We start from the raw sequence: 21,326 nt of genomic DNA on the forward strand, positions 1-21,326 counted from the left end.
TGGGAGCGGGCTTGCCCGCGAAAGCGGTGTGTCAGCCAATGAAAATGCTAAAGCTGCCGGCCGCTTCGCGGGCAAGCCCGCACCTACAGGTAGTACCCGATAGGGTTATTTATTTGCCCTCACCGGCCCCTGATAGTAAGGCAGGCTGTCAATGCGTGGTTTGTAGACGCCATTAGCGACACTGCGCTGAACATGCGCGGCAATTTCGTCCATGGGTGCAAACCAGACATCGCCCTTTTTCATCATGTATTCGATCAGTTTCGACACTTCATGCCAGCGTGACAAACGACCGGAAAGGAAGGGATGCCAGACAGGTATGAACAGGCCGCCATATTCCCATGCCGCGTCAAACTCAGCCTTGAAGACCTCGACCGCCCGTTGCGGCGACTGAATCGGCATCTGGAAATTCAGGTCGATACTGTGCATGTACTGCGGCCAGTCATCCAATGCCCAACTGGAAGGCAACTCCACCAGCTCTCCAGCGTTGGTGCGCAACAGATACGGAACATCATCCCCCATCAACGAGGCGTCATAACTGAAGCCCCGCTCGATCAACAAGTCAGTGGAGTGCTCCGACATGTTGTAGAGCGGCGCCCGCCAGCCCCGAGGTGCCTGGCCCGTGAAGCGCTTGATGGTGTCGCAACCACGATCGAGCCAATAAGCTTCTTCTTCGCGAGTCAGTTCATTGGGATGTTCATGGATGTAGCCATGGTGAGCAATTTCGTGGCCATGTTCGACGATTGCCTCGATGGCCTTCGGGTATTGCTCGATGCACCACGCCGGAATGAAGAAGGTTTGCTTCATCTCGAAACGTCGATAGGTTTCCAGGATTCTTGGAATCGCCACCTTCGGTCCGTAGTGCAGCATTGAAATACTGGCAACTCGCGTTGCCGAGTCCTTGGGATGCGCCACGTGCAGGATGCTGTCGGCATCCATGTCAAAGGTAAAGGAGACGGCACAGCGCGCGCCGTTTGGCCAGACAATCGGGTTTTCAATCATGCTTAATCACCAATGGCTGCTGAAGATCATCGATTAACCAAAAACAGCGATATCAATACTCGTGATCGCGTAGCCAACTGGAGTAATGCGTCAGTCCTTTCTCAAGCGACCATTGCGCTCGATAACCCAACTCACGCTCTGCAGCACTCAGGTCCCATTCCCCATGCCGATCGAGGTGCCAATAGCCATCGCCGATTTCAATGCGGGCGCCGGGGATTATCTTGCGGATCAATTCGACTGCCTCACGCAATGTCCAGGAGCGATCACCGGCAATGTTGTAGATACCGCCCTTCATATCTCTGGTTTCAGCGGCCATCAGCACCGCACGCACAACGTCTTCCACATGAATGTAATGGAAGCGATGGTCGCCGCCGGAAGGCAATGTGAAAGTTTCATCGCGATGAACGGTTTTCAGAATATCCCTGAGCACTTGCGGCATTTTATTTTCAGGGCCATACACCTCCGCGATCCGCAGAGAGATCACTTCCATGCCATAGAGGTCGTTATAGACACGGCCAAAATGCTCGGTGGCAATCTTGGTTACGCCATAGGGTGTTGTTGGATAAGTGGGTGTCTGTTCATTGATCGCCCCCTCGAAATGCCCGTACACCGTTTCAGAGGAAAAGTTGACGAGCTTTTTAATGCCTGCCAAACGCATGGCTTCAAGCAAATGAATGGTGCCATCGATATTCGCGGCTACCGTGGTAATCGGCAGATCGATGGACAAGTCGGGATGCGACATCGCCGCCGTATGAATAATGCGATCAACCCCGTACTCTTGGATGGTTCTGACGATTCTTGGAATATCGTATAACTCACCTTGTACCGGGGTCATGAATTCAGACTTGGCCTCTGAATAGTCACGATTATAACTAACTACCTTTACGCCTTGTTCACTGAGCTTTTTAGTCAGGTACCTGCCAACATAGCCCAAACCACCGGTAATCATTACAGCGCTCATGTCATACCCTTCTTGTTATTAGCAGAATAAGAGCCACTTACTGACTGGGGAACTAATGACTCTGTGAAGTTAAACTTCGAAATGCCCAACTAGATCGCAGCGCCGCCATTGGGGCTGATGATCTGTCCCACCATGTAATCACCTGCTGGCCCGGCCAAGGCTTCGACCATGGCCGCGATTTCATCCGGCTTGCCAAAGCGCTTCAATGGAATGGTTGCGCGCGTTTCATCGTTGTATTCGATGGTGTCGTTGATCAGCATGTCGGTTTCAATTGGCCCCGGCGCCACCGAGTTGACCAATACACCCTTGGGGGCAACTTCCTTGGCAACCGCTTTGGTCAGCGCAATCACCCCGCCCTTGGAGGCGCAATACGCGGCGTAGGTTGGAAATCCGATCAGCCCCAGCTCCGAGCTGATATTGATGATCCGCCCCTGACCGCGCGCCAACATGCCCGGCAACACGGCCTGCATGCAGGCCCAGGTGCCGCCAAGGTTGGTGCTGATCATTTGCTCCCACTGCGCCCAGGTCGTTTGCTCCACCGTCGCTGAAACCAGTCGACCGGCATTGTTGACCAGTACGTCGACCCGACCGTATCGGCTCTGCGCCTCCCGGATAATTCCAGCGGCGCCTTCGGGATGACTGACATCAGCTTGTACCGTGATGCCATCGCCACCGTTGTCTTCGGCAACCCGAATCACGGCGTCCAGTTGATCCTTGTCGTCGAAGTAGTTGAGGACCAAATGATCCCCACTTGCAGCAAAACGCTTGGCAATCGCCAGCCCAATGCCCCTTGCTGCCCCTGTGATAACGACAACACGCTTCATAAGTTCACCCATGGTTTTAAATGAACACGCACTCAGGCGCGTTTAATGCGGGAATCAAGACTCTTGCATTGGAGCGAGTACGTTTTGCTTGGACACTCGCGATCGCCACACCAGAATCATCGCGCCAGACAGGATGGTCAGCGCGCCCAAGTACCAGGCGGTGTATTGATCCTCGGGTGAAACCGGATTGGCCCCAGCGGTGTAACCGATGTATCCCAGAACCAGGATCGCCAGGGACGCCGGGATCGACAGTGCCAATGCCAGACCGAAACGCTGACGCCGGAAAGTCATGACAATGAACGCTGCGATAGCGGCCATGTAGGACATCACCAACGTGATGGTCACGACATCGTAGTACCAAGAGATTTTGTCCAGTGGCTTCCACCAGAGCAGTGCAATAGCAACGGCCGAGACGATAAGGCTGGCTAGCCACGGTGATCTCGACTTGTTGACTGCGCAAAGCGCAGCCGGTAGATGCCCTTCTTCACTCATTCGATAAAGCGTACGCGCCGCCGCACTCGAAGAAATCTGCAAGCCGGCGCAGGCCGAAGTAATCACCACGAACAAAGCGATCCAGGCCATGGCGGGAGGCAAGTAGACATTCGCCACAGCCGCGATTGGCCCGCCGTTGCCGTCTTCGATAATGGCCGCCAATTGCTCTACAGGCACCGCGTATTGCCAGCCAATCGCCGCGAGGCTGTAAATGACAAAGGCCGAAGTCAGCACGAGCAACATGGAGCGTTGTACCGTGCGAACCGGTACACGCGACTCCTCGATATAGTTGATCGCCGAGTCGAAGTTGGCGAGCATCCAGACCCCGAACAGCACGCCCGGCCCGATTGCGGACCAACCACCGGCGCCTTCCAGTGAATACATGGAAGTGAATGACAGGTCTGGAACCTTAGGATCGATGATCCCCATGAAACCGAGCCCGGCAACCACACTGATCTCGAAAATCAGGAAGACGCTGGCGACTTTGGCGGTGGCATTGACGCCTTTGCAGGAAATGGCCAGGAAGATCAGGACCATCCCCGTCCCGAGCAGTTTCGCGGTAAGTGGCCCCGCCAACGCCGGGAACAGCGCCTGTATATATTCGGCGCCGATAATTGCACACATGGCCATCACCGCCATGCAGGCAACGGCGTAGGCCCAACCAAGAATGGTCCCTACATTGGAATGCAGAAATCGCGAGGTGAATGTGAAGACGCCACCGGCCGACGGTGCCTGGCGCGTGAGGGAGATCATGCAGAACGCCATGACCAACATCGGAAAGAAGTAAGCAATCAAAATGGCCAGCGGTGCGTGATGGCCCGATATGGAGTAAAGAATCGACATCGAGGAGGCCGCGATCCAGCCTGGCGCATTGAAGCCCAGCGCCGAAAACGTTACATCCTTGGTGGTGAGAGTGCCTTTGTTTAGTGCCGTATCCAAATCACGAACAGTTCCGTCTCGGTCATAACCGATAATTTCGTAGAAGTTCATATTTCAGGCTCTGATTGATAGCTATAGAAGATGTTGTAGCGTCAAATCATTTGGGTTGACTTGAGCGCCGCTTTTATTATTCAACTAAGCAAAATACAGATACTCAAAACCGGAATAAGCCAGGATCAAGAGCTTATTCAGACTTATTTTTTTGTTCTTTATTTCCCTCAACCCTCCATTGTAGGAGCGAGCTTGCTCGCGAAAAATTTGTAGTCACCGCGATGACTCAGAATACCCGCGTAATCGTTACCGTTTTTCGCGAGCAAGCTCGCTCCTACAGTAGTCAACAGTAGTCGACAGTAGTCGACAGTAGTCGACAGTAGTCGACAGTAGTGGCGTTTAATCCTCTGGATCGGGGCCAGTATATGAACAGCAAAAAAATACCTACTATCAAGAATTTCCGATATTTGGATCTGGATTAACGATGTAAGCCCTAACTAAGAACAGCTTGCCTGGAACCTGAGGACGGTCTGGGAAAATTCCCCCAATCCCCCCCCGGTACAGGGGAATCCCCCCACATATTCATCTTCCCCGCGAACATCTGGCCGACCTCGAACGCCTTCAACGCCTCGATCCAATGAATATTTCTTCATGTTTCCGTGTCGCCGCCAGAACTGGCATGGAGTCTGCTTACGGCCTCAATCAAGGCAAAGTGCTATCGACACGAGGGGTGTCTGGCACAGCACCGCATCATGCTGGGAGGCAATACGATGAAAACCAAAACACCAACATCTTCCACGCTCTTCATGCGTTCGCGAATCGCTTCAGCGCTATTGCTCGCTTTTACCATGGCCGACGCCGGCGCTTCGCCGATGGATGATGAGAGCCAGCCATCCCCCACCGACCCTTCGTACTATCGACCTCAGCCTGCCGACCCTGCGGCCGCGCTCCTGGAAATCAGGACGATGCCCGAGGCCAACCATGGCTCGCTGTCTTTGCCCAATGGTGGCCAGGGCGACCGCAATACGCCGAGGACCGATAACGTCCTGCCTCCTCTGCTGCAAACCTCGTTCAATTTCCCCACCAACGGCAAGCCGAGTCCGTTGTTCGGGGCTGAACCCTTTACCCAGCAAATACTCCTGTTCGAAGAGTTCGGCCCGGAGAAACTCGACCCGCAAACACCACCGGCGCAAATGACCTTCCCCTTACCGACGGTGGGACCGATGCCCGGACAGGACCCTAACAGCATCGCCCGCAGCGGCCCCTCGGGAACCGCGCTGGAAGCCTTCCTGCGGCAACCGGGCCTGACACCGTTCCCGACTCAATATGCCAACGTGCTGGATCGCAACCCCTGGAAGGCGCAGATCGAAGCCTTCCTCAACCGCGCCCCGGTGGGCTCCCCGGCTGAAGGACGGCCAGGCGGCAAAGGCTGGTCGCACCAGCGCTGGAACGAGTTCTATCCGCAGGCCGCATTCAAGACTGTACAAGCCGGTGCGCGGCAGAACCTCGGCCTGCGCGACAACAAACAGATGCATGGTTACAGCAAGGGTGAATTTGGCCCAGGCGGTCTCTACTATCAGACCTCGGACATGCCAACCACCAAGGGGACGACCAAGGGCATCGACATTCGCATCCATCCGAAGATGCCCATCCAGAACCACAACTCGGTGTGGACTTTCGACGGCACCCTGCCGCCTAAACTGCTCATGGTGCGCTACGGGCAACCGCTGCTGATGCGTCATTACAACGCCCTGCCCATCGACCCGGCCGCCAACAACGGCTTCGGTCTGCACACCATCAGCACCCACGAACACAACGGTCACAACCCGGCCGAAAGCGATGGTTATGCCAACGCGTTTTTCTTCCCCGGTCAGTACTACGACTATCGCTGGCCGGTGCAACTGGCAGGCTACGACACCATCAACACCAAGGCCGAAGATCCGCGCGCAGCCTTTCCGTGCTCGCCAGGCGAAACTCTGTGGGTCAACGACATGGCGCCCTCCAAAAAGACCTGCGAAAACGGCAGCATCAAGATTCGCGGCGACTGGCGCGAGACCATGAGCACTCACTGGTTCCACGACCACATGCTCGATTTCACCGCGCAGAACGTCTACAAGGGCAACGCGGTGATGATGAACTACTACAGCGCCATCGACCGCGGCAACGAAGCGTTCGAGGATGGCGTCAACCTGCGTTTCCCCAGCGGTTCAGCCATGCCTTGGGGTAACCGCGACTACGACGTCAACCTGGTGATCGGCGACAAGGCCTGGGATTCCACCGGCCAGCTGTGGTTCAACCCGTTCAACACCGACGGCTTCCTTGGCGACCAGATGCTGGTGAACTGGCAGTACCAGCCGTTCCTGAACGTGCGCGCACGCAACTACCGCTTCCGCATTCTCAATGGCTCGGTGTCGCGCTACTTCAAGCTGGCCGTGGTACGGGAAATCAAGGGCACCGGTGGTGAATTCCCCGGGCCGTCCGGCTCGGGTGTGTCCTATGCCCGGGTGCCGTTCCACATGATCGGCAACGACGGCAACATCATGGAACACGCCGTTCCGTTCGACGGCACCCTGGACCTCGATGGCGACGGTGACCTGAAGAACAACAACGCGATACTGCCAACCCAGGCCATCGCTGAGCGCTACGACATCCTCATCAATTTCGCGAAGAACGGGATCAAGACCGGCGACAAGATCTACTTCGTCAACCTCATGGAGCACAAGACCGGCAAGGGTCCGGAGAAAGAAGCGGTGCCTCTGGGCGATGTGCTGTCCGGCAAGTACAAGGCCGAGCTCAAGCAAAGCAGCAAGGGCCCGCAATGGGACAAGGGCGATCCGGTGGTGGGCAAGTTCCTGCAACTGATCGTCAACACCTACTCCGGCCAGGACCAGAGCATGGACCCCACCGCCTATGAGCCGGCCAAGCCTGGTAAACCGGCTGGCAAGAAAATGATCCCGCTGACCATCAACCGCGACGATGTGGCCGACAAGGCAAAACTCGAAAAGGCACGTCATCGCAGCTTTACCTTCGGCCGCTCCGACGGTACTGACCTGGCGCCCTGGACCATCAAGACCGACGGCGGCTTTGGCTACAGCATGGACCCACGCCAGCTCACTGCAGCACCGGCATTGTCCACCGGGCCGACCGACGCTGGCTTCAGTGGCGACGGCACCCTTGAGGTGTGGAATATCAAGAACGGCGGCAACGGCTGGAGCCATCCGGTGCATGTGCACTTCGAGGAAGGGGTGATTCTCGACCGCGACGGCAAGGCACCGCCGGACTGGGAAAAATGGGCACGCAAGGACGTTTTCCGCATCGGGCCGGAAGTGGACAGTTCCACCGAAGTGACCATGGCGATCCGCTTCCGCGAATTTGCCGGGACCTACATGGAGCACTGCCACAACACCCAGCACGAGGACTCGTCGATGTTGCTGCGTTGGGACATCGAGCGCCCTGGCCAATTCGAGCTGATGCCTACGCCGCTGCCAAGCTGGGATGGCGTCGAATACGTCGCGACCGCCGCTCTGCCGACCTTCCGTACCGGAGGCAAAGGAACCGGCAACCCTGACGATGAAGAAGAGGGAGAAGGTGGCGACGACAGCACCAACAAGCTGCCGATTGCAGGTCCCGACAGCGCCAGCACCACGGCCGGTGTGGCCGTCACCCTCAACGTGCTGGCCAATGACACTGACCCCGACAACAACGTGCCGCTCACCGTGGTTGGCCTGAACCAGCCGGACTCCGGCATGGGTGTGGCAACGACCGATGGCACCCGTGTGATCTACACGCCACCGGCCACGCTCACCGAGCCGATCACCGCAGCCTTCACCTATGAGGTGCGCGACGCCAAGGGTGGTGTCTCGGCAACGCCCGGCACCGTGACCATTGCGGTGACACCGGCGGCGACCAGCAACGAGGACCTGCAAGTGACCAGCGCCACGGTGTCGGTACGCAGCAACAACCGATACACCTGGGACCTGGCGGGGACCACCTCGCTGACAGGCACAAGCCTGACGATCACCGCAGCCACCACTGGCGGGCCACTGCTGCTGGGTACGGCAACGATGACGCCAACAGCCACCGGAGCCCGCTGGCGGGTCTCGGCAAGCACCACCGGTAATGGGCCGGCGAGCACCCCGACCGTGACGATCAAGTCGTCCTCCGGTAAGTCGGTCACCGCGCCCCTCTCTGTTCGTTGACCGTTTCACCTTGCACTCCAGCCCGTACAGGTGGAGTGCAAGGCTTTCATCAGTACTCTGCACAGGACGCACATCATGATCACTTCATACTGGACGCGGTCGATCAAACTCCTTCGCCTGCTGCTCTTGTTCACCTTGGGCATCACAGGCTGGTCGGCAGCCGTTGCCGAGGATGGCGACTCGAACACACCCTGGGGCAAGGACTATTTCCCCAATACCGAGCTGGTCAATCAGGATGGCCAGAAGGTGCGTTTTTTCGATGACCTGATCAAAGACAAGGTGGTCGCGATCAACTTCATCTTCACCTCCTGCACCGACTCTTGCCCACTGGAAACCGCACGCCTGCTCCAGGTCCAGAAAGTCCTCGGTGATCGCGTCGGCAAGGATGTGTTTCTCTACTCCATCACCATCGATCCGGAAACCGACACACCAGAAGTGCTGAAGAAATACACCGAGAAATTCAGGATCGGCCCTGGCTGGCAGTTTCTCACCGGCAACAAGGACGACATCACCGCCCTGCGCAAAAGCCTGGGCCTGTTCATCGACGGCATCGACAACGGTCGCAACAAGGACCACAACCTGAGCCTGATCATCGGCAACCAGAGCACCGGCCGCTGGATGAAATCTTCGCCGATGGAGAACCCCTACATTCTGGCCGACCGCCTGGGAAAAACCTTGCAGAACTGGAAAGACGCCAGCACCACCACCCAGGATTACGCCACCGCCCCGACCCTGCGCCCACCAAGCGCCGGCGAGCAGATCTACCGCACACGCTGCTCGTCGTGCCACACCCTGGGTGATACCGAGAACGCCGGCATGCGCAGCATTGGTCCCGACCTGATCGGTGTCACCCGCCAGCGCGACCCGCAATGGCTGAAACGCTGGATCAAGGAACCGGACCAGATGCTGATCGAGAAAGACGCTCTGGCGACACAGCTGTATGAGCAATACAACAGCCTGGCCATGCCCAACCTGCGCCTGGGGGAAATAGAGATCAACGCCGTGCTCACCTACCTGGCAGAGGAAACCGAGCGGTTGCAGCCTGAGGTGCCGGTGGCGCAGGACGTCCATGATGAAACGCACCATCACGGTGGGCATAAGGCTCATCAACAGGGTGGTTGATGCCCGCGCGGGATTTATTGGACGGCGCGGCGGATGAGCTTTAACTAAAGCTGCTCGCGAGCCGCGACTGACTAGCCAATGTTACTGGGGAGTCAGTGAATAATGATTGGTACGGTAGCAGTCGCATCCGTGTACTGCGACCGTGCCAATGATCATGGATTGAAGCGCCAAGTCGAAGATCAATCCCTTCGGAACTACGCGAACCCAAGAAATGACAGAACAACTGCGATAACCACGACTAACCCGACGATGTAAATGATGCTGTTCATGATGTTTACCTCTCAATCTGAAGGATTGCGATGGCACGTCTCAGCTCTACATTGCCTCGCTATTTGAATCGACAACCATCAGGCCCGATAAGCTCCCTCAAATCGATGACAGGGCGAGCGGAGTCGGCGTTGAACTCCTCGGCCATAACCTTGAAACCTGCGCTGTAGAGCCTTTTGTACATTTTGACGCAACCGAAAAATGCGATACCCTCCGCCGTATCTTTAGCAAAGGGATTGCAAATGAACATCAAGATTGAGGCAAATGAGCAAGGAAATGGCTGCAAGGTCTGGCTGGGTGAAACGGCTATTTCGTTTGCCAACATGGAAGACGCCAACACTTACATTGCCCAACTCGAAGCGCGCATAGAGGCGGCTTCACATACCTTTGCCCAGGACGTCGGGATTGCGGAAGTCCTGTAATGGGATGGACCCGCCCACGCGGGTTTTCTGGATACCCGCGTTGTCCGGGCCTCTATCGCTAGCAGGCTAGCTCCCACAGTAGTTATGAGTCGGTCACAGAATTTGCGATCAACTGAGAAACATTGTGGGAGCTAGCCTGCTAGCGATGACGGCGGCACATTCGACATCTTCTTTGAAGGTGAAGGCTATATCGCTAGTCATCGGTCGGCCACAGAATCGCGATCCACCGAATTTTTACACCCCTGGCTAGCGCTCCAGCGCCATCGCTTGTAGCTCCGTCGCGTCACCGGCCGCAAAAAAACATCTACGCTTGGAACTGATCAGGCACGCAGGCACGAGCGGATCTGATGGCATTCACCAGTAAGACGGGAAAATCTTGATGCTTATCTGGATGCTGGTCTTCGTTCCTGTTGCGATCCTCCTGGAGTTCTTCGCGCCTGAACGTCATCTATTGGTGTTCCTGGCGGCAGCGCTGGCGATCATTCCGTTGGCAGGATTACTCGGCAAGGCAACAGAGCACTTGGCGGAGCACGCAGGCGACGGAGTGGGAGGCCTGCTCAATGCAACCTTCGGCAACGCCACTGAGCTGATCATCGCCCTGAGCGCGATGCGGGCCGGGCTGTACGATGTGGTGAAAGCGTCCATTGTCGGCTCCATCGTCGGCAACATCCTGCTGGTTCTGGGCGCGGCCATGCTCGCTGGCGGTTTGCGTCATCAGGATCAGCACTACAACGCAACCGGCGCTCGATCCCAGGCAACGTTGTTGACCCTGGCAGCTATCGCCTTGGTTATCCCTGCTGCCTACAACGCCGTGATCTCCGCCCGCGCGCCCGACGGACTTCAGGCATTGAGCTTGTATATCTCCCTCGTCCTGCTCGTGGTTTACGGGCTGTTTCTCGTGTACTCGCTGATCACTCACAAGAGTCGCTTTTCCGGCGACCCCAGCGTTGCGCACGACTCGCACGAAACCCGCCCATGGTCCATTGGCAAGGCGTTGCTGGTGCTGGCCGTTGCGACGGGTTTAATCGCCTGGGTCAGTGAAATCCTGGTGGCCACAATCGAACCCAGTGCCCGCCAGCTCGGCCTCAGCAATCTATTCGTGGGGGTATTTCTTGTCGCGATTTTGGGCAACGCGGCAGAACATGCTTCCGCGATCACGGCCGCCATGAAAAATCGCATGGATCTGGCACTCGCCATCGCCATTGGCTCCAGTGTCCAGGTTGCCTTGTTTGTGGCGCCCGTGCTGGTGCTGGCGAGCTACTTCGTCAGCGCCGTGCCGATGGATCTGGCGTTCTCCAACGGCCTGGTACTCAGCATGCTGCTGGCCGTACTCATCACTGGACAGGTGGCTGGCGATGGCCGATCAGACTGGCTCAAAGGCGTGCAATTGCTCGCCGTCTACCTGATCCTCGGCCTCGCCTACTTCTTCACACCGGATCTTTCGGTTTCTTGAGGTGCGATCAACTGGCCCGCTCCAACGCTGAAAACAGGCTGACGAATTCCAATGAAAGCTTATGGCGATGCGCCAGATGGATCATGGGCACCGACGTTTCGTGGGATTCAGTTTGTAAGCGCAGGTGCTCGAGCACCGACAATCACTCCATCCACTGTGCGCCCGTAAAAGCATTGCTCCCCGTGATGGAACGCATCAGCCGTGTGGGCCAGGTTGCCATTGAACCTCGGGTCTTGCGGGCGCTCCTGGCTGTTGATGTAGGCGGCTACATCCCAGGCCTGTCCGGGGGTGAGCTGGACGGATTTGCCAAGCGGCATGTTCTCGAAAATGAACTGGGCAGCCGTATTGATTCGATGCATGCCAGCCCCCCAGTTATAGGAATCATCACCCCATAGCGCAGGCATGACCGGAGCCCCACCCATTTTGGTGCCCTCACCTTTCGCGCCGTGGCAGACAGCACAGTACTGAATGTAAACCAGGCGCCCCTGATCAGGAGAAGGTGGTGACTGTGGTGCGGGCAAAGTCGCGAACCCTCGTCCAGGTACGTTCTGACGCCCAATAGCCTCTAACTTTTGCGCTATCGGCTCAGGCAAAGCAAATGACTTGTCATTTCCACCCAATTGCAGCTGCGTGTCCGTGAGCTCAGGCACTGGCGTGTTGGCCATCCCGGACTTATCCAGCAATCCGCCCATCATCATCCAGTACGAGTAAGCGGATATCGCCACCACTTCCGGCGAATTGAGGGCCGGTGCCTTGCCGTTCATTGAGTAGTTGAAACAGCCTTGGACACGCTCTGCAAAGGTGTCGACGCGATTGTCTTTTGCGCGAAAGGCTGGATAGGCGAGATAGGCCGCCCATAGAGGCGCCGAATAGGCTTTGGCTCCGTTGCTCAGATGGCAATTGGTGCAGTTGAGCTGATTGCCGACATAGCTTCCTTTGAGTTGTTGAGTGTTGACGAATAGCTCATAGCCTCGACGCACCTTGTCGCCGAAATCCCCTTTTGGGATGCTCGTCAGCTTCCGAGGTTCGAAGTCGAAGGGGATGTCACTCCTGGACTGGGCCTGAACTTCCACACTCATGTCCGGTTGCCCTGCCATGGCCTGCCAGGGAAAGGCTAACCACACCGCCATCAACCCACGCAACAAAGTCATCGACCTTTGCTCCTTATCGAATGCCTGAGAGATAACCGGCCAGCGCATCGATGTCATCCGCGCTCAACTTCTGAGCCACGTTGCCCATCAGGTTATGGGGATCACCGCTTCGCTGGTGATTTTTCCAGGCCAGCAACTGTTCTTTCAGGTAAGCAGCCTGTTGCCCGGCCAAGCGAGGAAACAAACCGGCACCCACAGCGCCAGGACCATGGCAGCTGTAACAAGCGGGAAGATCGCGCTGCAAGTCGCCCTGGTAATAGAGCTGCGCCGCAAGGGTGGTCTCGATTTTCTCCCCACGCAGTTGCAACGTGGGCGCTGCGCCCTGCCCTGCGAAAAAAACCGCGACTTGATAGCGCAATTCGCTGTTGCTGTAGCCTTGCGCAATGGCAGACATCACGGGATTGCTGCGCCGACCTGCGATGAAGTTTTCGAGCTGGGCGCTGATGTAGGGAACGGAAAGACCGGCAAGCATTGGGCCTTGAGACGTTCCTTCACCGGTAACGCCATGGCAGGCAACACAAGCCTGAACAGCTGGCGGTATCTGCGCAGCGCTCACCTCGCCCACCATCCATGCGCCCAAAAGCACGATCACCTTTGTAATCGGCATGTCGCCTCTCCCACTCACGAGGGGAATCAGTATCAACCTAGTACAGGTGGCTGGAGTTGGCCGGTGTGTTGATCCACAAAACGCTCATTAGCCGCTGGCCGGTGGCATAATCGCAACCTATTCATATCAGGGCCGCATGAATGACCGTCGAAAGCTACGACCAACTTGCGATTTTCTCGGCGGTGGCTCAAGAGCGCAGCTTCACCCGCGCCGCTGCCCGGCTCGGCATGTCTCAACCAGCCTTGAGTCGGGCCATGCGTCAGCTGGAGGAACGGCTGGGGGTCCGGTTGCTGGCCCGCACCACGCGAAGCGTATCCCCGACAGAGGCTGGCGAACATCTGCTGCGGGTGATCGCTCCCAGGTTTGAAGAAATCGACACTGAGCTGGCCTTGCTCAGCGAGTTCCGCGACAAGCCGGCGGGCAAATTGCGCATCACTGCGGGTGAACACTCGGCGATCACCGTCCTGCATCCGGTGCTTGGAAAACTGCTGCCGGACCATCCCGATCTCAACATTGAAATCATCGTCGACTACGGCTTTACCGACATTGTGGCTGAGGGTTTCGACGCCGGTGTGCGGTTGGGTGAACAGGTGGCCAAGGACATGATCGCCATGCGCATCGGCCCCGACATGCGCATGGCGGTGGTTGGGTCACCGGCGTATTTCTCCCGTTATCCCAAGCCGGTCATTCCCAGTGATCTCATGGTTCATAACTGCATCACCCTGCGCATGCCGACTTACGGTGGCCTTTACCTTTGGGAATTCGAGAAAGGCGGACAGGAGCTGAAAGTCCGGGTCGAAGGCCAACTGGTATTCAACAACATCGCCATGCGCCTGGAGGCCACCCTCCAAGGGTTGGGGCTGGCCTATATGCCCGAGGACCTGGTCCAGGAACATGTGGCGCAAGGTCGATTGATACGCGTGCTCGAAGACTGGTGCGAACCGTTCACCGGCTACCACCTCTATTATCCGAGCCGGCGCCAGAGTTCACCGGCCTTCACCTTGCTGCGCGAAACCCTGCGCTATGCGGGTTGATTGGCCTGCACGGTGTCCAACGCTTCGCCGGCACGCTTGGCCGCAGCGGCATCACCTTGATCGGCCAGCAGCTGGATCAGTTGGCGCAGTTGCGCAGCGGTCAGGCCGACCCGCAGGCTGGCCGCCATGTGCGAGCGCAGTTGTGACTCAACACCAGGAGTGACGGCCAACGCGGCGACGGTGGCCAACTCACGACTTTGCCAGTCCAGGTTGTCACGCTCGAAAATGTCGCCGAACAGATGCGTCTGCAGGTACTGATTGATGACCGGGACGAAGTCGAACAACGGACCCTGGACGGGAGCACCGGCAATGCGCGTCTGATTGGCCTTGCCTGCGGCCAGCAGTTCGTCACCGGTGGGAATGACGCGTGCGGGTTCGCGCCCGGGATCATCCTGAACGCCACGCTTCTTTCGTGCCTCCGCCACTTTCATCAACTCGCCGAGAGCATTGAGGCTGCGTGGAAAACCGCTATAGGCGTAGAGCTGCACCAGAATTTCCTTCGCCTCGCTCACGGTCAGGCCGGCATCCAGTCCTTGATTCAACGCCGCGTTGAGCCCGGACATGTTGCTGCTGGCCATGGCAGCTGCAATCAAGGGAATGGCCTGTTGTTTGGCGGACAACGTTTGCGAAGTCGGTGATGTGGCCGGTGGTGTCAGCGTGCCCCGAGCGTTGTACTGCTCATCGGTGACCTTCTCCAGCCACTGCGCATTTTTGCCATCCACCGTGCCCGTCACGGCCAGGTGCGTCATGGCGCTGGTCGGTGCTGCGCCGTGCCAATGCTTGACGCCCGGAGGACAGACGATCACGTCGCCCGGACGGATTTCCTGTACAGGCTTGCCCCACTCCTGGATCAAGCCCACGCCGGAAGTCACCACCAAGCGCTGTCCCGCGGGATGGGTATGCCAGGCCGAACGCGCACCCGGTTCGAAGCTGACATAAGCGCCGGAGGCATTGATCGCGTCAGTGGCTGGAAACAAGGGATCGACGCGGACCCGCCCGGTGAAATACTCCGCCGGCCCCGCAACCGAAGCCTGAGTACCCGCCCGGCTGATCTGCTGCTCGGCGCGGCCGGACTCACTGGCATTGCCTGCACCAACGGCGTCGACAAAGGGGGCTGCGGCGCACACCGCGATGCCTATCAAAGTGTTTTTCATGGTGATGTGTCCCTTCGGATGTAGTGATGTTCACTGAAGATCGGCTTTTAACTGTGGGAGCTAGCCTGCTAGCGATGACGGCGGCACATTCGACATCTTCTTTGAATGGGAAGGCCCTAACGCTAGCAGGCTAGCTCCCACAGGGGACCGCATTTCATAGGGCAGGTCGGCCAAGTGTTCTGGCGTAAAACGCAGTCAACTGGTCCATTGCGACGTCCACATACGCAGGCACCCAATAGGTTTCGATATGGGTCGCGCCATCGATGGTGAAGAGTTTCTTGTCCTGGGTACCGGTGGCCTTGGCAAAGGCTTGCTGGGACATGTACAGGCTGTCGGCCTTGCTGCCGGCGATCATCAGCAGTGGCTTGTCGATCAGTTCGATCTGGTCCGTGGCATCAAAGCTCATCAAGTCCAGCAGGCTGCTCTGGGTGTATCGGAACGTCGAGTTCGGATGGGCGTGAGTGTTGCCGTAGTACTCGAAGCCCTGGCGATACAGATCAAAGGGCAGCTTGGCGATCTGCTCATCGGTCAGCTTGGCATCACCCACGTAGAGGACTTCCCCGCCGGCCGCTTCCTGGGCACGAGCCGCCGACGCCAGTTGCAGGCGCTCTTGAAGGGTGGACAGCTGCGAATCCTGATAGCCATTACGGCGAACCAGTCCCGAATTGAACATGCTCAGAGTCGCAATCGACTGGAAGCGCTTGTCGGTTCGCGCCGCTGCCAATGAATAGCCGCCACCGCCGCAGATACCGAGCAAGCCCAGGCGCGTGCTGTCGACACCGGGATAACTGGCAATGAAGTCCGCCATGCCATGGATGTCTTCGATGCGGTTCGCAGGCTTGTCCACATTGCGCGGCTCACCGCCACTGGCCCCTTGATACGCCGCATCCGCCGTGATCGTGATGTAGCCCTGATCCGCCAGACGCTGGGCATAAAGGCCGGCGACCTGCTCCTTCACGCCACCATTTGGATGCGCCACAACGATCACGGGGTATTTTTTTGCCGCGTCATAGTTCGCCGGGGTGTAAACGTTGGCGGCGATGTCCAGGCCGTTCAGTTTGTAGCTGACCGGGTGGATGTTGACCTTGCCCGCTTCGTTCTTCGTCAGCGCGCCACCGTAGGTCAATGTGAAAGGGTTCTGCTTGTAATCGGCGGCCTCGGCCTCGACGCCAGACATCCCGATCATGGCGGCCATCAACGTGGCTTTTAACGTGGTTCGGATCATGGCTTGCTCTCGATTTGATCTCGCAGAGCAGCAAATTACCCTTCAAGCATTGATCGATAAATAGGGCCAATCACATAGCACTCATACCACAATCACATAAATCCGAATGACGGGATGAAACGCCGCATCCTTACAGGAAGCTGGAGAGCAAAATCACATCAAGGAGGTCGAAAGGCATACGGGAGGAAAGAACCATGATTGTTTGCAGCGTTGCGCAAGCTCGGCGCTTAATGGGTCAACTGCCTGAATAAAGGATCGGCCATGGATCTTCTATTTCTCGGCACTTCATCCGGCGTTCCGACCCGGCATCGAAATGTCAGTGCCACGGCCCTCATTGAGTCCTCGGGCAAGGGTTGGTACCTGGTGGATTGCGGTGAAGCCACTCAACATCAGCTATTGCGCACCCCGCTGTCGTTACAAAAACTTCGAGGGTGTTTTATCACCCATGTACACGGTGATCATTGCTTCGGCCTGCCCGGCTTGCTGGCCAGCGCAGGCATGTCGGGGCGAGTCGAACCACTCGACATCGTGTTGCCGGCTGCGCTGCATGCCTGGGTGCGCCTGAGTCTGTCCGTCAGTGCGACGTACCTGCCGTTCGAGTTGAACCTGCACGCGAGCGAAAGCTTCAATGGCTGGCGAAAAGGCGATGTTCAGGTCGACCCTGTTGCCCTCTCCCATCGTGTTCCCTGTCATGGGTTTGTATTTACCGAAACCGATCCAAATCCTCGACTGGACATGCAACGTCTGGAGGCTGAAGGCATCCCGCGCGGTCCGCTATGGGGCGAGCTTGCCCATGGACGAGATGTTGAACATGCCGGGCGAGTCTTTCGTTCGGAGCAGTTCTTGCGCCCTGTACGGGCCAATCAACGCTTCATCATCTGCGGCGATAACGACAATCCCGAACTGCTGGCCGAGGTGTCTGGTAACGCCAATGTGCTCGTGCACTAGGCGACCTTCTCGCAGTCTTTAATCGATCACACCCATATGAGCTACGGGCACAGCAGTGCCGCTGCAGTCGCGCGTTTCGCCGAGTCTGCCGGCATTCCAAATCTGGTGCTCACTCACTTTAGCGCTCGCTATCAATCCAATCCCGAGCGCAGTCCGTTTATTGGCGATCTGCGCGAGGAAGCAGTGTTGAATTTTACTGGCGAGTTGATCCTTGCACGAGATCTGCAGCGCTACCACCTCGACCGGGATGGGCTACTGAAAGTGGTTGATGGCAGCGTTTAAGACGGCCTTGCAACCGGGTTCTGCCAAAACGAGGGATCGGCACTCTTGAGCCGCTCAACGGCATTGTTGATATGGGTGAGTGCTGCCTGGCGTGCGCCTTCGGGGTCTCGTGCGGCAATGGCCTCGTAAACGGCAGAGTGTTCGACCCGTACCGTAGTGGCCATGTCCCGGCGGCGTTCCTCGTTGCAGCGTGTGATGCGGATCGCTTCCTTGATGTATTGGGCGATGAACTCATGCAACGACGGGTACAGCGGATTGCCCGTGGCTTTGGAAATCGAGTGATGGAACGCCAGGTCTTCCTCGACGCCATCGCGCCCTTCCTGCTCGGCCGCGTCGATGGCCTTCAACGCCTGATGGATGGCCTCCAACTGCGCCGGTGAATGCCGCTGTGCCGCCAGGGCCGCCGCCTCGCCTTCGATACCGCGGCGCAGTTCAGTAACCCGCAACACCGCATCGATCGAGCCACTGACATCCAGGTCGATCGTGAACGCCTTGATGTGCGCGCCTTCGCTGACCACTGTTCCGCTGCCCTGGCGAACCTCCACCAGACCGGCTGACTTCAGACGCGAGATCGCCTCGCGCACCACCGTCCTGCTGACCCCGAAACGCTCCGACAGCACCGGCTCCGTAGGCAGCCGATCGCCCGGCAACGCTTCGCCACTGGTGATGTAGGCCTTGAGGGCCGCGGTCACCTGATCGGACAGCGTGCCCTTCGCGGAATCCTTCACGCACGCCAGCGCATCGGCGCCACAGGAAGATTTATCAGGAATCGGCATAGGCATCTCTGGGCTCAAATCGGTGAACGGTACTGCATTTTACACCCGGCGTCCTCTCCCGAATTCGCTGTTGAATTCGTATGACGTATTATGATAAAAATCGCAACATCATGTAATCCGGCAAAACCAAGTCACCCACTACAAAAATAAGGATGGGGGAAACACATGACTGAATCAGTGATTCAAACCGGTGCCACCGTGCCCGCCGATCGCTTCGAGGATATGGCGTATCGCAAAGTGGCGTGGCGTATCCTGCCGCTGTTGTTGCTGTGCTACCTGGTGGCCTATCTGGACCGTGTTAACGTCGGTTTCGCCAAGTTGCAGATGTCCTCGGACCTGCAATTTTCCGAAGCCGTCTACGGCCTGGGTGCCGGGATTTTCTTCATTGCCTACTTCCTCGTCGAAATTCCCAGCAACCTGATCCTGCACCGTGTCGGTGCGCGGTTGTGGATCGCCCGCATCATGATCACCTGGGGCATCATCTCCTCGGCCATGGCGCTGGTGAGTACACCCATGTCCTTCTACATCATGCGTTTCCTGCTGGGGATCGCCGAGGCCGGGTTCTACCCGGGTGTCATCCTCTATCTGTCCTACTGGTTCCCGACCCATCGCCGCGGCAAGATGTACGCCCTTTTCGCCACTGCAGTGCCGCTGTCCGGGCTGATCGGCGCACCGTTGTCCGGCTGGATCATGAGCGCCTTCAATGGCGACCACGGATTTGCCGGCTGGCAATGGCTGTTCTTTCTTGAAGGGCTGCCCTCGATCGCCGTTGGCATCCTGGTGATTTTCTGCCTCAGCGACCGCATCTCCAGTGCCGGCTGGCTCACCCGGGAAGAAAAAACCCTGCTGCAAACTCGCATCGATGCGGAAGCCACCGGCCATCAGAAACACAGCCTGAAAGAGGTGTTCAAGCAACCGCGCATCTGGCTGCTGACGGCGATTTACTTCTGCCTGATCGCCGGCTTCTACACCGTCGGTTTCTGGCTGCCGACACTGATCCGCCAAGCCGGCGTCAGTGATGTCTTGCAGGTCGGCATGCTTACCGCCATTCCTTATGCCGCCGCAGCGCTGACCATGATCCTGGTTTCCCGTAGCGCCGACCGGATGCGCGAACGTCGCTGGCACCTGGCACTGACCGCTGTGCTCGGCGGTGTCGGCCTGTTCATCTCCGCCACCTGGAGCGACAACTTCACGATTTCCATGATCGGCCTGACCCTTGGCTCCATGGGTGCCATGAGCACCTTGCCATTGTTCTGGCCCCTGCCGACTGCGTTTCTCGGTGGCACGGCAGCCGCCGCCGGCATTGCGCTGATCAACTCCTGGGGCAACCTGGCCGGCTTCGTCTCGCCTTACTTGATGGGCTTCCTCAAGGACGCCACCCAAAGCACCACGATCGGCATGTATGTGATGGCAAGCGCATTGTTCCTCGGCGCCCTGCTGGTCTTCAGAATTCCCGGAAAACTCGTCAACCGCTGACGTTTGGAGTAACTCATGAATATTCTCGTGACCGGTGCCGCCGGCTTCCTCGGCCGCCGCTTGATTGAAGCATTGCTGCAACGTGGATCACTCACCGACCGTGCCGGCAAGTCCCGGCCCATCGGGCAAATCGTCGCCTTCGACATGGTCGAGCTCACAGGGATCGACGATCCTCGGGTCAAAGTGGTGTATGGCGATATTGCCGACCCAGAAGTGGTGCAAAGGCTGATCGACGCCAACACCGACAGCATCTTCCATCTGGCTGCGGTGGTGTCCAGCCAGGCCGAAGGCGATTTCGAGCTGGGTATGCGCATTAACTTCACGGCGACCCAGGCCATGCTCGAACACATTCGAAAGCTCGGTACCCGTCCAAAATGGGTGATGACAAGCTCGGTCGCGGTGTTCGGAGGGGAATTGCCGGAACGTGTCGGTGATGATCACGTCTGGTCGCCGAAGAGTTCCTATGGCACGCAAAAGGCCATGAGCGACCTGCTGCTCGCCGACTACAGTCGGCGCGCATACGTCGATGGGCGCAGCCTGCGCATGCCGACCATCGTAGTGCGTCCGGGCAAGCCCAACATGGCCGCTTCCAGTTTTGCCAGCGGCATCATTCGCGAACCGCTCAATGGCGAGCAAAGCGTATGTCCGGTGCCACTCGATACCCGGCTCTGGCTGATGTCGCCTGCACAAGCAATTGGCAACCTGATCCATGGCCATGAATTGTCCGCCGAGCAATTGACTCAGGGCCGGGTGATCAACATGCCGGGCCTGTCGATCACCGTCGAACAGATGATCGAAGCACTGCGCCAAACGGCGGGCGCTGAAGTGGCCGGACGGATTCGCATGGAACGCAATCCCGCGATCGAGCGCATCGTTGGTTCCTGGCCAGGCAACTTTTACGCGACCTACTCGCAGGATCTGGGGTTCACCGCGGATGAGAATTTCACCGATGTGATCGAGCAGTACAGGAACGAGTATTTGCCCGGCTGAGCCCGATCGAGGAA

General features: G+C 57.9%; 16 protein-coding genes and 1 pseudogene. 8 read left to right on the forward strand and 9 right to left on the reverse strand.

All coding sequences use genetic code 11. The annotated features are described in order from the left end of the window. Positions 1–105: 105 nt before the first annotated feature. From ACRESJ_RS05150 to ACRESJ_RS05165, 4 genes are all read right to left on the reverse strand, one after another. Positions 106–999: a polysaccharide deacetylase family protein gene (locus ACRESJ_RS05150; RefSeq protein WP_431756937.1), complete on the reverse strand. Its 894-nt coding sequence runs from the start codon at positions 997–999 to the stop codon at positions 106–108. 52 nt (positions 1,000–1,051) lie between these two features. After that, positions 1,052–1,960 (reverse strand): NAD-dependent epimerase/dehydratase family protein, encoded by a 909-nt coding sequence (locus tag ACRESJ_RS05155; RefSeq protein WP_431756938.1) that lies wholly within the window; start codon positions 1,958–1,960, stop codon positions 1,052–1,054. An 89-nt stretch (positions 1,961–2,049) separates the two neighbouring features. Further along, complete coding sequence (locus ACRESJ_RS05160; protein WP_431756939.1) at positions 2,050–2,784, reverse strand: SDR family NAD(P)-dependent oxidoreductase; 735 nt, start codon at positions 2,782–2,784, stop codon at positions 2,050–2,052. A gap of 54 nt (positions 2,785–2,838) precedes the next feature. Beyond that, the gene (locus tag ACRESJ_RS05165) at positions 2,839–4,266 is read right to left on the reverse strand and encodes an APC family permease (RefSeq protein WP_431756940.1); all 1,428 of its coding nucleotides are present in this window, start codon (positions 4,264–4,266) and stop codon (positions 2,839–2,841) included. A 746-nt stretch (positions 4,267–5,012) separates the two neighbouring features. Here ACRESJ_RS05165 and ACRESJ_RS05170 point away from each other — a divergent pair. From ACRESJ_RS05170 to cax, 4 genes are all read left to right on the forward strand, one after another. Further along, complete coding sequence (locus tag ACRESJ_RS05170; protein WP_431756956.1) at positions 5,013–8,405, forward strand: Ig-like domain-containing protein; 3,393 nt, start codon at positions 5,013–5,015, stop codon at positions 8,403–8,405. Between the two features lie 75 nt (positions 8,406–8,480). Then, positions 8,481–9,527 carry an SCO family protein gene (locus ACRESJ_RS05175; RefSeq protein WP_431756941.1) on the forward strand — a complete coding sequence of 349 codons (1,047 nt, stop codon included), beginning with the start codon at positions 8,481–8,483 and terminating at the stop codon, positions 9,525–9,527. A 509-nt stretch (positions 9,528–10,036) separates the two neighbouring features. Further along, positions 10,037–10,216, forward strand: coding sequence for a hypothetical protein (locus tag ACRESJ_RS05180; RefSeq protein WP_431756942.1), 180 nt, complete (start codon positions 10,037–10,039; stop codon positions 10,214–10,216). A gap of 379 nt (positions 10,217–10,595) precedes the next feature. Then, positions 10,596–11,669: a calcium/proton exchanger gene (gene cax / locus ACRESJ_RS05185; RefSeq protein ID WP_431756943.1), complete on the forward strand. Its 1,074-nt coding sequence runs from the start codon at positions 10,596–10,598 to the stop codon at positions 11,667–11,669. Positions 11,670–11,776: 107 nt separating this feature from the next. On the opposite strand, the gene ACRESJ_RS05190 is transcribed toward cax, so the two are convergent. Together ACRESJ_RS05190 and ACRESJ_RS05195 are read right to left on the reverse strand one after the other, a co-directional pair. Next, positions 11,777–12,820 (reverse strand): c-type cytochrome, encoded by a 1,044-nt coding sequence (locus ACRESJ_RS05190; RefSeq protein WP_431756944.1) that lies wholly within the window; start codon positions 12,818–12,820, stop codon positions 11,777–11,779. A 13-nt stretch (positions 12,821–12,833) separates the two neighbouring features. Further along, a complete protein-coding gene (locus tag ACRESJ_RS05195) occupies positions 12,834–13,427 on the reverse strand; it encodes a c-type cytochrome (protein ID WP_431756945.1) in 594 nt (197 codons plus the stop codon). A 140-nt stretch (positions 13,428–13,567) separates the two neighbouring features. On the opposite strand from ACRESJ_RS05195, the gene ACRESJ_RS05200 reads away from it, so the two are divergent. Then, the gene (locus ACRESJ_RS05200) at positions 13,568–14,461 is read left to right on the forward strand and encodes a LysR family transcriptional regulator (protein WP_431756946.1); all 894 of its coding nucleotides are present in this window, start codon (positions 13,568–13,570) and stop codon (positions 14,459–14,461) included. On the opposite strand, the gene ACRESJ_RS05205 is transcribed toward ACRESJ_RS05200, so the two are convergent. Further along, positions 14,449–15,615 (reverse strand): (R)-mandelonitrile lyase, encoded by a 1,167-nt coding sequence (locus ACRESJ_RS05205; RefSeq protein ID WP_431756947.1) that lies wholly within the window; start codon positions 15,613–15,615, stop codon positions 14,449–14,451. The two genes, ACRESJ_RS05200 and ACRESJ_RS05205, sit on opposite strands and share 13 nt — an antisense overlap. Positions 15,616–15,769: 154 nt before the next feature. Further along, entirely contained in the window at positions 15,770–16,840 is a 1,071-nt protein-coding gene (locus ACRESJ_RS05210; RefSeq protein WP_431756948.1) for an alpha/beta hydrolase, read from the reverse strand. Positions 16,841–17,101: 261 nt separating this feature from the next. On the opposite strand from ACRESJ_RS05210, the pseudogene ACRESJ_RS05215 reads away from it, so the two are divergent. Then, positions 17,102–18,070, forward strand: a pseudogene (locus ACRESJ_RS05215) (MBL fold metallo-hydrolase). Here ACRESJ_RS05215 and ACRESJ_RS05220 read toward each other — a convergent pair. Continuing rightward, positions 18,067–18,852 carry a FadR/GntR family transcriptional regulator gene (locus ACRESJ_RS05220; RefSeq protein ID WP_431756949.1) on the reverse strand — a complete coding sequence of 262 codons (786 nt, stop codon included), beginning with the start codon at positions 18,850–18,852 and terminating at the stop codon, positions 18,067–18,069. The pseudogene ACRESJ_RS05215 and the gene ACRESJ_RS05220 overlap by 4 nt on opposite strands. Positions 18,853–19,011: 159 nt before the next feature. On the opposite strand from ACRESJ_RS05220, the gene ACRESJ_RS05225 reads away from it, so the two are divergent. After that, positions 19,012–20,322, forward strand: coding sequence for an MFS transporter (locus tag ACRESJ_RS05225; RefSeq protein WP_431756950.1), 1,311 nt, complete (start codon positions 19,012–19,014; stop codon positions 20,320–20,322). Between the two features lie 15 nt (positions 20,323–20,337). Continuing rightward, a complete protein-coding gene (gene denD / locus ACRESJ_RS05230) occupies positions 20,338–21,312 on the forward strand; it encodes a D-erythronate dehydrogenase (RefSeq protein ID WP_431756951.1) in 975 nt (324 codons plus the stop codon). The last annotated feature ends 14 nt before the right edge of the window (positions 21,313–21,326 follow it).

Origin of the sequence: Pseudomonas sp. (assembly GCF_050739655.1) — a bacterium.
GTDB lineage: Bacteria > Pseudomonadota > Gammaproteobacteria > Pseudomonadales > Pseudomonadaceae > Aquipseudomonas.